Raw genomic sequence first — 12,949 nt, forward strand, 5'->3', positions numbered from 1 at the left:
TCATTTTCGAAAAGACTTAGCTTTAGCTCGATACACCCAGAGATAGGAGAAAAAACCCAGGATTACCTGAATGAAGATAAAATAGAACCATGTGGAAGGTTGGGATAATGGTTCTGAATTGATTGTACCATTATAATATAGTTTCGATACGGTCAAGGCCACAAGGCATGCGGGAAATACGATGACTAACCAAAATTTGAAAAAAGACTGATAGATGAAAGGGGTCTTTTTAGATTTCATTCCTCTTCTTTGAGACTTGGTTGGGTTTATAAAAAATGTAATAATTAACTACTGAACTTATCGCTAAATAGGACAATAGGACTAAATAGAAATTAGAATCAAAGAAGTATTCCCAAGAATTTCCTCGAGTCTTAATCGAGAAATACCCAATTGTCCAGAAGATAGCACCCGGCAAGGTGATTTTACTCCAAAATTTAATATGAGGAGTAAATGAACGTTGGAATGTGGTTTTTTCTTTCCATCAATAATCAAACTTAAATTCACTTAAGTCTGGCTGAATTAATTTCTTTCTATCCAACTCCTTTTGGTATAGGTATTCCCCAAGCTCGGCAAAAAATGGTTTTCCAATCTCCTCATATTCATAGATGTTGTCATTGAGAGTTTCATTTTCATTGGAATAAACGATGGCTGAAACGAAAAACTCTACTCCCTTTTCCAGGTCCAAAAAGTAACTTCCGTCTATCATGTAGCCATAAGACCAACCTGTTTTATTGAAAATTCTAAAGTTTTTTGGGATGGGATTTTCTGAATTTCCGAATTTGAAAAACTTAGAATATCCGTCGTAAAATTCGGATGAATCATACTTCGGAAAGTCACTTTCTCCAGGAAACATACTCATATATTTCAACGCAAATTCTCTATTTTCCTCAGAAATATGAAAACGTTCACTTTCTAGAAATGCATTGGGAAAAACAATTCTTTGGACTACTCCATGTAGATCAGAAAGAGCAAATTTATTTTTGTAGGTAAAGTCCATGGGCTCATTGATCAAGGAGTCTCCTACCATATGTGCCTTTCCCAACAAGGGTTTTGGATCTACGGAATAGATTTTTTCGGTATGTCTTCCAGGAATTTCCAATAATGTATTTCCTGACTTATCCACAAAGCGAATGGGGTTAAAATACCGATTTTCTTCAGGCGAAATTGGAAATGAAAGTCGTTGGCTAATGACAGTTTTCCACAGACCCTTCTCTTGCAGCTTTTCATTGATATATTCTTGTCCTAGAAGTTCATAGAGCCGATTATTGGCATCGTTATCAGAAACCAGAAGTATTTTTTAATGTAATGAGCAATACTTGGAAGAGAGTCCTTAGAAGAATTATCCACATACGCTGGAATTTGGGATGGACGAACCGAATCGATCAAAAAAATCGTTTCTTTTTCCAAGTTATCCACATTGTTTTCCTCCAACCATTCCAAAGCAAGCAAGGCGATCGGAAGTTTTACTGTTGAGGCTGGATAAAAATACCGATCATCATCTAAGTTGAAACTATAATTGGTAAACATGGGAGTGCCATGTTCATTTCTGTCAATTTGGGTAAAGAGTATTTGTACTTGATACTGTTCTTTGTTTTCCAATACTTTTTGAAGAACAGGGTAGTTGCTTACATCACCTTCGAATGGATTTTCAGGTTCTGAAGTGCAAGAAGAAAAACTGCAAATGGAAAGAATAATGAAAACAAACTTTTTCATAAATAGGACTTAGATGCTATTGGATATTTCTTTAAGATGGAACCAAAGCGTATCAATATCGCGCGCTGTATGAAATGCAGATAAAATGATTCTATTGACGGTTTGGTCATCGGAGGTAGGATATGGAAAAGAAGAGGTGATGTAATTTTTCTGTTCCAGTTTTTCTGCCCAACTCCCTGGTTCATAGGTAAACGTTGGATAATTGCTTAAGCCATGAACATGCTCAGGCATTTCATTTTTTTGCCCGAAATATTTGATCAGTTGGAATAAACGACTTCTTCTGTCTTTATAAATCTCTTGTGATTTCAAAAACGCATGAAGGTATGCCGGAGGACATGGAGAGGCTCCTCCATAGATTGGAAGTTGTTTTACTTCATCAATCATTTGTTGATTGGAAAGTATTATGCCAGCTGGCAGCCCCAGCGCTTTTCCAAGGGATCCTGTAACCATCAAATGGATGGGTAAATCCTTCCATTGAGAATAGGTGCCAAACACTTCGTATCCCAAAACTCCAAATGCATGGCTATCATCTAAGAGTAAGGTTACTTCGTTGGATTGAGCAAGAACCTCTAGCCACCCGTAATCATGTATTTCAGGGATCATGGGATTAACTGCATTGCCTAAAATCAGTATTCTTTGATCTTTTAGGGATTTTGATTTTTCAATACAGGAATCTTTCCAATCCTGAAAACACTGTTTGGGACTTGGTTTTAGATTAATGGGTAGAATCGCAGGGTGTGTATCTGGAGCAACCCATATTTGCTGAGCTTTTGGCTTCAGATATTGTAAGGCTGCCATCCCAGATAGGTAACCGCTACTCATGACAATAGCTGCTACCGCACCTGCTTTTTAGCAAAAAACTCTTCAAATTCTTCAAAAATTTGAAGCCGTATGTTGTTTATCCGGCTTAGGCCATGGTTTAATCCATATTGGTCCATGCCGATAATTAGATTTTCTCGAAACTCAGGTACAAGATCAATTCCCAAATAGGAGGTTCCACTGAAATAATGGAGAACTTGGTCTTGGTAAATGATTTTCCTGTTTATCTTATTTTGTAGATAAAAAGTCTTCAATCTCCAATAATTTATTTCGCGAAAATTTGAGTTTCGTCTTGAAAGGATTTGAATTCCAATGCGTTGCCACACGGATCAAGGAAAAACATGGTAGCTTGTTCCCCTACTTCACCCCTAAATCGAATATAGGGTTCGATCACAAATTCAATTCCATGGTCCTTCAGTTTATCTGCCAAAGCATGCCATTCATCCCAAGGTAAAATCGCACCAAAATGGCGAACAGGCACATTTTTTCCATCTACCGCATTGGTTTTGGCAAGTGCTAGCTCTTCAGGTTTGATATGTGCAGAAAGCTGATGACCGAAAAAATTGAAATCGATCCATTTATCTGTACTTCTTCCTATATCGCATCCCAACAAATCCCCATAAAATGCACGGGTTTCTTCAATATCCCTGATCGGGAAAGCCAGGTGAAAGGGTTTAAATTGGCTCATAATGTGTACTTTCGTTTGAAATTTTCTGCTTCAATTTAGTTTATTATTCCTTGAAAAAAATGTCAGATAGGAAATCAGTGTCTTTGGTTTTGAGTAGCGGTGGTGCAAGGGGATTAGCGCATGTGGGTGTGATCGAAGAGTTGGAAAAAGAGGGTATCATATTGCTGAAATTGCCGGTTGTTCGGCAGGTGCTTTGGTAGGGGGATGTATGCTGCAGGAAAGCTGGAGGAGTTTAAAGATTGGATCTGCCATTTGGATCGAATTGATGTATTTTCCTTGATGGACTTTACCTTTTCCAGTCGGGGTTTTATCAAAGGTGAGAAAGTATACAACGCCTTGAAAAAGTAGTCAGGGATTGCCAGATCGAGGATTTATCTATTCCTTTTTCTTGCAATGCTGTGGATTACAAAACCGGGGAAGAAATAATCTTTAGAAATGGAAGCTTGTATGCGGCAATCCGTGCATCAGGAAGTATTCCATCCGTCTTTCAGCCTGCAAAAATTCCACCTTATGAATTAATTGATGGAGGGGTCTTGAATCCAGTGCCTGTTTCCCTGCTAAAAAATCCACATGAAAGTAAGGTAATTGTGGTGGGACTCAATGGTCCTGATACGGAATTGGTCACTCCACCTAAGAAAGACGCGGAAGGACATCGGTTTATTTCCCTCCCGCATTGGGTGAAGGAATATAGAAACAAGATGAAAGACTATTTTCCAGAACAGGAGAAAGTAGTGAAGTCCAGTTCTTTGAGCTCTATCAATTTAATGACTCGCTCTTTTGATCTGTTGCAAGATCGCTTTTGCAGCTTGTTGATTGAAAAATATCCCGTGGATGTCAATATTCGGGTTGCCAGAAGACAAGCAGGAACTTTGGAGTTTCATAGAGCAGCAGAATTAATCGAAATTGGAAGAATCAAAGCAATTAAAGCATTAGATCATTGGGAAAATGGAAATAGCGGAGCTGAATAAACTACTTGGGAATGTGGATATCTATCTGCTGGATCAAATTCTGAAAGGTAGGTTTTCCAAAGAAATGAAAATTCTGGATACAGGCTGTGGAGAAGGGAGAAATACGGTTTTTTTTATTCGGGAGGGCTATCAGATTTTTGGGATCGATCCCAATGAAATAGCCATTCAATATTGTAGATACCAGGCCAAAAGCTTGGATCCTAATTATGATGTCTTTCGGTTTTTGGAAGGTAAGTTGGAGGACATTCCTTTTCACTCTTCTTCATTTGATGCAGTGATTTGTTCGGCAGTTTTACACTTTGCTTCAGATGTGGATAACTTTTGGGAAATGATTGATGAAATCCATCGAATTTTAAAACCTGGAGGAATTTTTTGGTTTCGGATGTGTACTGGATTTGGAGGGATTTTGTCCGAATCTAAGCCCTTAGGCAAAGGCAGGTACCATTTACCAGATGATTCAGAAAGATTTGTGCTTACTTTGGAAGATGTGGATAAGTTGCAAGACAAAGGCTTCCAATTTTTAGAACAGCCTAAAACCGTGCTGGTCCTAGATCAACGTGAAATGGGAGTATTTATGATGAAGAAAAACGAAACCACTGACCATTAAAGTATGGATTTACAATACGGATTAGAACTATTGGGAACCTTTGTTTTTGCTATTTCTGGAGCTTTGGCGGTTCGGGAGCGGGAACATGATCTTTTTGGAGCAGGGTTTACTGGGTTCATTACTGCTATCGGGGGAGGCACGTTGAGGGATATATTATTGGATAGCTATCCTTTGGTCTGGATTGCGGATGTGAAAGTATTATATGCTGTTTTTGCAGGAATCATGGCTGCCTTTTTATTTCCGAAGTTCCTGAGCAAACTAAGAAAGACCTTATTTCTATTTGATACCCTGGGAATCGGACTGTTTACTGTTTTGGGAGTGGAAAAGGCTTTGAGTTTGGGGGTAAGACCTGAGATCGCCGCGATCATGGGAATGTTTTCGGCAGTCATGGGTGGTGTGATCCGGGATACCTTAACCAATGAAATCCCCATTCTTTTCAGAAAAGAAGTGTATGCCTCCGCGTGTTTGGCAGGTGCGGTTTTGTATGTGGTGTTGAATTACTTTGAAGTGGACCGGGATTACAACCTATTGATATCTATGTCTTTGGTTATTGGAATTCGATTCCTAGCAATGAAATATAAATTGAGTTTGCCAAGACTGGATTAGAAAGTCAGAAGGATTAAGTTAGAAATCTCAAGTGAGAAAGTTAAAAAAAGTATTCAGTAGGCAGTCTCAGTGTTCAAGAGTTCTTAAGTGAATTTACTTTGGGTCATTTCGAGTGCAAGGAGAAATCTATTAAAGATGTTCCCGCAGATGAACGCTGATCACTCGCGCAGATCAGCACAGAAATTAATCATCGAAAATCAGCGGGGAAATTAGGTCCAAAGGTAAGTACACCTGATGTTGTTCGCTGAAAAAGTATTCAGCCTCAGTGTTCAGTACTTTAGAATTGAATTCGTTTAGGTCATTTCGACCTCCTCGATCCCTATCGGGAGGGAGAATTCTTTAACCTGATTATGTTTTAATTCCCGCAGATGTACGCTGAAAAACAACGCAGATAAACGCAGAAATTAATCATTGAATATCTGCGCTTTTAATCTGCGAAAATCTGCGGGGAAATTACTTTTTTAAAATATTACTCTTCAGTAATACTAGTTTTAACCCTTAAAAATCCCAATTCATCCTCTAAATTAATATACGTATAGAGCATTCCATCTTTGATGAACTTGATGGTTGGTTTATGAGTCCAATCTACATTCAGTTCTTCTTCGTGAATTTGATTAAAGTCTTGATCAAAAGCAGTTAGCACGTAAATAAAATTAGGATTTTTGGATTGGATGATTTCGATTCCCTACTGTATCGCCAAAAACCTTATTCAAATCATCATAGACAAGCGGACCAAAATAGACTTCAAGGTCTTTTAATGCTAATGCCAAATCAGAATCGGTTTCAGACATATAGCTTCCTTTTTTAATGTCAGCAGTGAGATCGCTATGGTAGGTTTTGGTACTCAAACTATCAGAATTGATATCGTAAATATGAACTTCATTTTTGGCAGAGGTGCTGATAATCAATTTATTGTCAAAAAAGTCAACAGAACGAGCTTCTCCGGAACTTGATTTTGCACCAGTTTCATAGACGATTGTATATACGAGGTCTTTTAAATAGTCTAATTTATCCGTTGGGATGAGTTTTAGATGATTGGTTTTTAAATCAATTAAAGCAATTCCAAGGATTTCGTTCTCCCAGAAGTAATCGTAAAATCCTGCCATTTGTGAACCTTCCGCATTCAGACTTCTCCTAAATGGGACGATTTCTGCCTTTTCGGGAAGGGTATCATTTTCAAATGCATCTGGGTAAAAGTAATTTCTGGATACCTTTTGCATTTCTGGGTTGAGAACAGTCATTTGGCGAATGTTAAAAAAGGCAAAATTTCCATTTTCCATCGTTTTAAAATTTGATATATGTTCTGGTCCTACCCCATTGGGCCCCTCTCTTTCAAAAGGGACCTTTTCTTTTAAAACTAACTTGTCCAAGTCTATTATTTCCAATTGAGAACCTAATTCATCCACATTGAAGAAAGTCCTTTTATCCTTTGATACTTCAGATGATAAAAGGCTATGTTTCAAAAAAGGAAATCTTCCCCAGCATCAATCTGTACGGTATCAATTTCATAGGCTAGTTGGACGGAACTTCCACTTGTTTCACTTGAATTTTCTTTGGATGAACAACTCAATAAAATGGTTCCCATAACATATAAAATGAACCTATTCATGGGTGATCGCTGGCTTCAACCTCACAAAAGCCATTTCGTCATCGATATTGAGGAAACTATAGAGCATTCCGTCTTTGAAAAACCGATTACTTGAATTGCTAAGGTTTTCCAAAGTCTGCTCTTTTAGCATCGTATAATCCGCATCGAAAAATGTTACAACATCCTTTGTTACCACTGAATCTGCAATCATTCGATCCATGTCAGTACTAATTCTCCAAATGAGATTTTCTTCTTTTTGAAAGATCATGGGGCCAAATTTTACTTGCTTCCTCTTTTCTTTAGAAGCTTCAAAAAGTGCCTCTCTCGTGTCCACCTGTGTAGGAAAGTTTTTGATCCGCTCATTGCCCGTGAGAGTAGATTCAAAAGTTTTATGGAGCAAACTATCCATTGTAAAGTCATAGATATAGACCTCATTCATAGCAGTATTTGTAAGAACCAATTCTCCATTAATAAACTTCATGTAAGATGTTTCTCCAGTAGACATCATGGCATTTCCGTTCATTTCCAGCATGATTCGGAATTCATCCAGCTTTGAAATAGCATCTGTTGGGACGAAATTCAACTCCATTTTTTCCAAATCAATCAGTGCCAGTCCTTTGGCTGGTTTTCTGAAACTTTCATCTTCTAACTCGCCAACGTATGTTTTACCATCTGTGGAGAATATTCCCATATAACTGACCACATCTGTTTCACCAAATTCGTAACCGCTCAAGGTGTTTCTATCGAATTCGTATTTTTTTATCAATTCGCCTTTGGGGCTTATTTCTACTATTTTATTGAAATCAAAAAGCATCAGATTCCCATTACCGATTACTTGAAGTTTGGAAATAAATCCACCACCAATTCCATTTGGGCCCTCTTTTTCAAGCTGAATGGTTTCTTTGAGTGCCAAAGCATCCATGTCTACTACTTCCAATAAAAGAGATTCAGGATTAAGGTTATAAAGTAACTTTTCATCTTGGGTTAAGTCTGATATTCCCAAACCCCAGTTCAAGAAAAAGAAATGGTCTCCAGGGTCGACCATTACCGTGTCCATTTCATAAGTTAATTCCATCCCCATTCCTGAATTTTCATCAGATTTATCAGAGGAGGAACAACTAAACAAAGCAAAGGCTGCCAAAGTAAAATGGTACTTATTCATGAGATATAGTTGGTTTTAGACGTACAAATGCCACTTCATCCTCCATATTGAGAAAAGAATAGATCATGCCATTTTTTACAAATATTTTATAAGGCAATACAAAGTCATCTTGTAGCAATACTTTACCCAGCTGTTCAAATCGTGGATTAAAGGCAGTCAGGACAGTTTTGTAAATGGCCTGATCTCCTTGCATATGGTCAAAATCTTTAGAGAATCTCCAGTACACCTGGTTTTTATCGTCATAAAGGAATTGATAATATTGGACGATTTTATCAGTCAATTTTCTTACTTCTTTGAATTCCTCTTCAGTTTCTGTTCTTTTTGGATAGTTCACTTCCGCTTCAGGTTTTGTATATCGACTGACATAGGATAAGGATGTTAAAGAATCTGTTTTTAGATTGTAGAAATGTGCTTTATTCTCCGCCGTATTGGTATAAATCAAACTGTCATTTTGATATGTGAGGAATATACTGGCTCCAAAAGCAGAGATGGGTTGTTCTCCATTGTAATAAAATACAGTTTGGTATTTTTCTAATTTTTTGAAAATGTCAAGAGGCTTGTACTCAACTGTTTTGTTTTCTAAATCAAAAATTGCTAGACCATCTGGAGTGTTGTCCAATACAGATTTACTTCCGTATAAAGCAATTAAGGTATTTCCATCCTTGGAGATAGTTTCATTTAATAGGATTCTTTTATCGTCTGGAAGTTTCTCACCTACAAAACTTTGGTCTGCATACCGAAAGCCATCCAATTTGTTTCCCTCTTTATCAAATCTGGTAATTAGATAATTGTCGGAGTAAATCAAAGTACCATCCCCTGGATCATAAATTTTGCTGATCATCCCAAACCCTAACCCATCTGGTCCTTCTTTCTGATGTTGGATGGTTTTTGTCAGTTTTAACTGATCTAAGTCTATGACCTGAAGGGTAAGGGCATCTCTGTTGAAATTATAGAGAAATTTATCATCCTGTGATTCACCAGAGCTTGTCAAAAGCCAATTCACATAGATAAATTCATCTCCGGCATCCACCATCACCGTATCTAGTTCATATTTTATTAAACCTTGAGTAGCTGTTTTGTTAGAATCCTTCTTTTCCGAGCAAGAGATCAAAAAAGAACATAGAGAGATAATTAAAAAAATCGTTTCATACCATCTAAAATAGAAAAACATTAAGTTGAAACTAAAGGATTAACATATTTTAAAAATCAAAAGTGATTACTGAAAACCCCAACTCATCTTCCACATTGACGTAGGACCAGAGTTGGCCGTCTTTGAAGAAGGGAAATTCGGGGAGCTCGTCCAAGTCTTCTAGTTCAGTTTCTCCCAACAAATGGAGATCTTTATCAAAGGCCATTAAATAAACCTTGGTATTTGATGGTACATCTTCCACCCCACTTGGAATTAAAACGCCTCCAAATCTGAAAAAGTAACCTCTTTGCTCATCCCAAAGCAATTCTCCAAAGGTAATTTGAGAATGTATTTTTGTGATTTCATCTCGCCAAACTTCTTGGTCAGAGAATTCATTCCTAGATGGGGGATCAGTTTTCTCTTTTGGAGTTTGCTTTAATTCATAAGAATGGAGTACCAACGAGTCATTTTTCGGATCTATTTGGTAGATATCACTGGTGACTGAAGAAGTGAGATAGAACTTTTCGAAATATTCAGCAAGAAAAAAATTTTCGGCATAGACTTGCATCATCGGGCCATCGCTTAGGATTACTTTATACGCTTGTGTTTTGTCCAAAGCAGGCAAAGGGAAAAGCCTTCCTTCTTTGTTTTCTCTGTTGATGACGGCCAATTCTACTGGCTGGTCTTTTTGATCAAAATCCGAACCGGGTACCGTATAGTACCAAGATAGGTCCTTGGTCACCTTTAGTCGGTTGTTTTGTAGGGTTTTATCTTTGATTCCAAGAATATCCTCCTCTTCCAAATTGATCGTCTCCAGTTTTATGCCTTTAAAATCAAAGATCGCTGAAGTATTGAAACTCATTAAATAGAACTTTTCATCTGAAATGAGATCTAAATTCCATAGAAAACCTCCTACCCCATTTGGACCTTCCTTTTCATAAGGGATCTTCTGTTGCAGAGTTAGTTGATCGAGGTTTATGACTGACAGTTGGTTGTCACTTTCTGTAAACAAATAAAGTTTTTTTCGATCTTCACTGATATCGGCAAGCCGAAGATGATTCGACAAATCTATGATTTCCTCTCCAGGGTCCACGACTACGGTATCGACTGTAAAAGTCAAGTTGTTGAGAATATTTTCAGATTTTGAGCTTTCCGATCCTTCTTTTTCAGCACAGGAAAAAATAAATGAGATCAAAAATAAAGCAGATAGTTTTTTCATTCTTTAAGGTTTAAAAATCAAACGTGAATACTGCGAAACCCAGCTCATCTTCTACATTCACATAGGACCAGAGTTTTCCGTCTTTAAAGAAGGGAGATTCGAATCTATATTCAACATTATCTAATTGGGTCTCTCCGATTAGATTTAAGTTCTTGTCATATACAAAAAGAAAAACCTCTGATTTTTTCTCCAGTTTAGGATCCTCTTGAGGAATCAGTTGATAGCCAAACCTAAAGTATTGCTCACGTTGATCATCCCAAAGAAATTTATCAAAACCTACTTGATATTTGAATTTAGCCCATTCTGCATAAAATTCATTTTCATCTCCAACTTCATTTTTTATCTCACCTGATTTTTGGGTGAAACTAATTGGTGATGGAATTTAATTAATCGTATTGAATCGATTTGATAATCATAGATATAAGTATCAGAAGTTGAGGAGCTTGTTATAAAAATTAAATTGTTTAATGTATTTAATTGAACGCCTTCCCGAACACCCATCACTCTTTTTCCTCCTGAAGATGTACTTTAAACTTTAATGTTGGAATGAAATTGGGCAGTGAGATAGTTCTCCCTTTTTTGAATTCTGGTTCTACAATGATTAATCTGACATCGGTAGGTGTATGATATGAACTTGTCAATGCAAACATCAATTTTCCATCATGTGATAATTTGGCTTGATTTGTAATTAGTCCACCCTCATCTATATCTAGGCCTTCTATTTCTTTGAAATTGAATTTTAGACTTTTTCTTTTGCGCCTGTTTTGAAATACGTACCGACATTTATTGAAGAGGACACGAATAAGAACCGATCATTGCTCAATGGTTGTATAGTGGGAGGGTTAAAACCGATAGAATTGGGACCTTCTTTTGAGAATTGGTGGATATCTGTCAATTCGAGGGTTACTAAATCAATTTCATTGATTGCAGTTTTATTATAGTCATAGTAATAATACTTCTGCCCATCCAGAGAAACTGTGGAAAACCTAGCACCATGTCCGAGATTAATTATTTGATCTCCTGGATCTACCATGACAGTGTCAACTGAATAAGTCAGGCTTTCCAGAATATTGCTCGAGGTATTTTCTTCTTTTTCAGCACAGGAAAAAATAAATGAGATCAAAAATAAAGCAGATAGTTTTTTCATTCTTTAAGGTTTAAAAATCAAACGTGAATACTGCGAAACCCAGCTCATCTTCTACATTCACATAGGACCAGAGTTTTCCGTCTTTAAAGAAGGGATAAGATGGTACTTTGACCAACTCGTCGATTTTGGTTTCTCCTTTGAGGTTGAGATTTTGATCATAGGCAAAGAGGTAAACATCCTTTTTTGTTTTAGGGCTATGGTCTTCGGTCTTTTCCATGATGGAAGCAAACCGGAAATACATTTTTCGTTGATCATCATAGATGAAATTCAGATATGAAACCTGAAACAACAATGAATTACTTGCATCGATGACCTCTTGATTTGTTGAAATTTGATTTGAGAAAGGAGGTATTTGTTCATTGGGAACAAGCTTGTGTTGGGGCGATTTAAAAGTCAAGGAGCCACTGGATAAATCATACAGATAAACTTTACTCGTACCTTTAGAGTAAATCAGTGCACTATTTTCTTCTATCTTCATTCCAAGATCAGCAAAATTAGAGACGTAATGGGTTATTCCTTCGGTATGGGAAAAATACAATCGGGTCAAAAATCCGAATTCCTCTAATTCCACGAGCTTTCCTTCCTCTTTTTCGGGATCAAATATTCCCAAATACACTTTTTCTTGGGTTACATTTTTATGTAAAAAGAAAATTCGTTTTCCATCTAAACTAAGTTGGAGACTTTCATATTTGGGAATCGTGGGAGCGTCTAATAGGTTAGAAAAATCCTTTTCTGAAAATTGGTAGGAAAACAATTTTTGGGTTTGGAAATTATAGATTCCGGTAAATTGGTAATCGGCAAAGCCTATTTTTTGGCCATTCAGCAATTGGAACTTCCAAATTTTCGGAGGAACACTATTTGGGCCTTCTCTTTCAAATTGGTAGGAGTCCACCAGCTCTAGACGATCCAAATCAAACTGATAGATTTTATTTGATTTGGTATTTAAAGCATAAAGAAATTTATTATCAGAGGATAAATCTGCGTTTGCTAATCCCCAAGGTAAATAAAGTAAGGTTTCGTTGGAATCAACTAGGATCGAATCGATGGTGAATGACAGGTTTTCTAACAAATTGGAATAGGAAGGAGATAATTCATTCATTACTACTACCTCTGGTTCTTTTGGAGGTTCCTCTTTTGCTAGTTCAATAGAAATGATGGAGTCGACTGGCTCTGGATCGGGTAAAATTGATGCAGCTTTTGAAATGAGGTTAGCTTGCTTAGGTTCTGTTACCTTGGTTTCTTCCTTCTGAGAACAAGAAAAAATAATCATGAGAAATATAGGAATGGTTGCTTTTCTCATGAG

Annotated in this window: 19 protein-coding genes; 5 read left to right on the forward strand and 14 right to left on the reverse strand. The window is 37.1% G+C overall.

Features of this window, described 5'->3' with window-relative positions; translation table 11 throughout:
* Nucleotides 1–481 precede the first annotated feature (481 nt).
* Genes V8V91_RS16425 through V8V91_RS16445 form a run of 5 tightly spaced genes read right to left on the reverse strand, consistent with a single transcriptional unit; the run spans nucleotide 482 to nucleotide 3,220 of the window.
* Nucleotides 482–1,294 carry a serine hydrolase gene (locus V8V91_RS16425; RefSeq protein ID WP_373400730.1) on the reverse strand — a complete coding sequence of 271 codons (813 nt, stop codon included), beginning with the start codon at nucleotides 1,292–1,294 and terminating at the stop codon, nucleotides 482–484.
* On the reverse strand, nucleotides 1,243–1,713 hold the full coding sequence (locus V8V91_RS16430; RefSeq protein WP_373396278.1) for a hypothetical protein: 471 nt from the start codon (nucleotides 1,711–1,713) through the stop codon (nucleotides 1,243–1,245). Before V8V91_RS16430 ends, V8V91_RS16425 begins: the two co-directional genes overlap by 52 nt.
* A 9-nt stretch (nucleotides 1,714–1,722) precedes the next feature.
* Complete coding sequence (locus tag V8V91_RS16435) at nucleotides 1,723–2,535, reverse strand: aminotransferase class I/II-fold pyridoxal phosphate-dependent enzyme (protein WP_373396279.1); 813 nt, start codon at nucleotides 2,533–2,535, stop codon at nucleotides 1,723–1,725.
* 11 nt (nucleotides 2,536–2,546) lie between these two features.
* A complete protein-coding gene (locus V8V91_RS16440; protein WP_373396281.1) occupies nucleotides 2,547–2,786 on the reverse strand; it encodes a hypothetical protein in 240 nt (79 codons plus the stop codon).
* Between the two features lie 11 nt (nucleotides 2,787–2,797).
* Nucleotides 2,798–3,220 carry a VOC family protein gene (locus tag V8V91_RS16445; protein WP_373396282.1) on the reverse strand — a complete coding sequence of 141 codons (423 nt, stop codon included), beginning with the start codon at nucleotides 3,218–3,220 and terminating at the stop codon, nucleotides 2,798–2,800.
* Between the two features lie 59 nt (nucleotides 3,221–3,279).
* Here V8V91_RS16445 and V8V91_RS16450 point away from each other — a divergent pair, with 59 nt between their 5' ends.
* Genes V8V91_RS16450 through V8V91_RS16470 form a run of 5 tightly spaced genes read left to right on the forward strand, consistent with a single transcriptional unit; the run spans nucleotide 3,280 to nucleotide 5,401 of the window.
* Entirely contained in the window at nucleotides 3,280–3,420 is a 141-nt protein-coding gene (locus tag V8V91_RS16450; protein WP_373396284.1) for a hypothetical protein, read from the forward strand.
* A gap of 4 nt (nucleotides 3,421–3,424) precedes the next feature.
* Nucleotides 3,425–3,568, forward strand: a complete 144-nt coding sequence (locus tag V8V91_RS16455; protein ID WP_373396285.1) for a hypothetical protein — start codon at nucleotides 3,425–3,427, stop codon at nucleotides 3,566–3,568.
* Nucleotides 3,569–3,597: 29 nt separating this feature from the next.
* On the forward strand, nucleotides 3,598–4,188 hold the full coding sequence (locus V8V91_RS16460; RefSeq protein ID WP_373400732.1) for a patatin-like phospholipase family protein: 591 nt from the start codon (nucleotides 3,598–3,600) through the stop codon (nucleotides 4,186–4,188).
* Entirely contained in the window at nucleotides 4,166–4,795 is a 630-nt protein-coding gene (locus V8V91_RS16465) for a class I SAM-dependent methyltransferase (RefSeq protein WP_373396287.1), read from the forward strand. The genes V8V91_RS16460 and V8V91_RS16465 overlap by 23 nt, the downstream gene beginning before the upstream one ends.
* A gap of 3 nt (nucleotides 4,796–4,798) precedes the next feature.
* Nucleotides 4,799–5,401 (forward strand): trimeric intracellular cation channel family protein, encoded by a 603-nt coding sequence (locus V8V91_RS16470; RefSeq protein ID WP_074225947.1) that lies wholly within the window; start codon nucleotides 4,799–4,801, stop codon nucleotides 5,399–5,401.
* 469 nt (nucleotides 5,402–5,870) lie between these two features.
* On the opposite strand, the gene V8V91_RS16475 is transcribed toward V8V91_RS16470, so the two are convergent.
* From V8V91_RS16475 to V8V91_RS16515, 9 genes are all read right to left on the reverse strand, one after another.
* A complete protein-coding gene (locus tag V8V91_RS16475) occupies nucleotides 5,871–6,044 on the reverse strand; it encodes a hypothetical protein (protein ID WP_373396289.1) in 174 nt (57 codons plus the stop codon).
* A gap of 10 nt (nucleotides 6,045–6,054) precedes the next feature.
* On the reverse strand, nucleotides 6,055–6,864 hold the full coding sequence (locus tag V8V91_RS16480; protein ID WP_373396291.1) for a DUF4221 family protein: 810 nt from the start codon (nucleotides 6,862–6,864) through the stop codon (nucleotides 6,055–6,057).
* On the reverse strand, nucleotides 6,861–7,010 hold the full coding sequence (locus tag V8V91_RS16485; protein WP_373396293.1) for a hypothetical protein: 150 nt from the start codon (nucleotides 7,008–7,010) through the stop codon (nucleotides 6,861–6,863). Before V8V91_RS16485 ends, V8V91_RS16480 begins: the two co-directional genes overlap by 4 nt.
* Complete coding sequence (locus V8V91_RS16490) at nucleotides 7,003–8,151, reverse strand: DUF4221 domain-containing protein (RefSeq protein ID WP_373396295.1); 1,149 nt, start codon at nucleotides 8,149–8,151, stop codon at nucleotides 7,003–7,005. Before V8V91_RS16490 ends, V8V91_RS16485 begins: the two co-directional genes overlap by 8 nt.
* On the reverse strand, nucleotides 8,144–9,322 hold the full coding sequence (locus V8V91_RS16495) for a DUF4221 family protein (protein WP_373396297.1): 1,179 nt from the start codon (nucleotides 9,320–9,322) through the stop codon (nucleotides 8,144–8,146). Before V8V91_RS16495 ends, V8V91_RS16490 begins: the two co-directional genes overlap by 8 nt.
* A 28-nt stretch (nucleotides 9,323–9,350) precedes the next feature.
* Nucleotides 9,351–10,499 carry a DUF4221 family protein gene (locus V8V91_RS16500; protein ID WP_373396299.1) on the reverse strand — a complete coding sequence of 383 codons (1,149 nt, stop codon included), beginning with the start codon at nucleotides 10,497–10,499 and terminating at the stop codon, nucleotides 9,351–9,353.
* Nucleotides 10,500–10,509: 10 nt separating this feature from the next.
* Nucleotides 10,510–10,881, reverse strand: a complete 372-nt coding sequence (locus V8V91_RS16505) for a DUF4221 family protein (protein ID WP_373400733.1) — start codon at nucleotides 10,879–10,881, stop codon at nucleotides 10,510–10,512.
* A gap of 357 nt (nucleotides 10,882–11,238) precedes the next feature.
* On the reverse strand, nucleotides 11,239–11,646 hold the full coding sequence (locus V8V91_RS16510; protein ID WP_373396301.1) for a DUF4221 family protein: 408 nt from the start codon (nucleotides 11,644–11,646) through the stop codon (nucleotides 11,239–11,241).
* 10 nt (nucleotides 11,647–11,656) lie between these two features.
* Entirely contained in the window at nucleotides 11,657–12,946 is a 1,290-nt protein-coding gene (locus V8V91_RS16515; RefSeq protein ID WP_373396303.1) for a DUF4221 family protein, read from the reverse strand.
* Nucleotides 12,947–12,949: the final 3 nt, after the last annotated feature.

The organism is Algoriphagus halophilus, assembly GCF_041729275.1.
In the GTDB taxonomy this organism is placed as follows: Bacteria; Bacteroidota; Bacteroidia; order Cytophagales; family Cyclobacteriaceae; genus Algoriphagus; species Algoriphagus halophilus_A.

Excerpts from the sequence above, each read along its gene's own strand:
- V8V91_RS16490 (WP_373396295.1), bottom strand. The coding sequence starts at position 8,151 with ATGAATAAGTACCATTTTACTTTGGCAGCCTTTGCTTTGTTTAGTTGT.
- V8V91_RS16495 (WP_373396297.1), bottom strand. The coding sequence starts at position 9,322 with ATGTTTTTCTATTTTAGATGGTATGAAACGATTTTTTTAATTATCTCT.
- V8V91_RS16500 (WP_373396299.1), bottom strand. The coding sequence starts at position 10,499 with ATGAAAAAACTATCTGCTTTATTTTTGATCTCATTTATTTTTTCCTGT.
- V8V91_RS16485 (WP_373396293.1), bottom strand. The coding sequence starts at position 7,010 with ATGAATAGGTTCATTTTATATGTTATGGGAACCATTTTATTGAGTTGT.
- V8V91_RS16510 (WP_373396301.1), bottom strand. The coding sequence starts at position 11,646 with ATGAAAAAACTATCTGCTTTATTTTTGATCTCATTTATTTTTTCCTGT.
- V8V91_RS16465 (WP_373396287.1), top strand. The coding sequence starts at position 4,166 with ATGGAAATAGCGGAGCTGAATAAACTACTTGGGAATGTGGATATCTAT.
- V8V91_RS16430 (WP_373396278.1), bottom strand. The coding sequence starts at position 1,713 with ATGAAAAAGTTTGTTTTCATTATTCTTTCCATTTGCAGTTTTTCTTCT.
- V8V91_RS16435 (WP_373396279.1), bottom strand. The coding sequence starts at position 2,535 with ATGAGTAGCGGTTACCTATCTGGGATGGCAGCCTTACAATATCTGAAG.
- V8V91_RS16445 (WP_373396282.1), bottom strand. The coding sequence starts at position 3,220 with ATGAGCCAATTTAAACCCTTTCACCTGGCTTTCCCGATCAGGGATATT.
- V8V91_RS16470 (WP_074225947.1), top strand. The coding sequence starts at position 4,799 with ATGGATTTACAATACGGATTAGAACTATTGGGAACCTTTGTTTTTGCT.
- V8V91_RS16515 (WP_373396303.1), bottom strand. The coding sequence starts at position 12,946 with ATGAGAAAAGCAACCATTCCTATATTTCTCATGATTATTTTTTCTTGT.
- V8V91_RS16450 (WP_373396284.1), top strand. The coding sequence starts at position 3,280 with ATGTCAGATAGGAAATCAGTGTCTTTGGTTTTGAGTAGCGGTGGTGCA.
- V8V91_RS16455 (WP_373396285.1), top strand. The coding sequence starts at position 3,425 with ATGTATGCTGCAGGAAAGCTGGAGGAGTTTAAAGATTGGATCTGCCAT.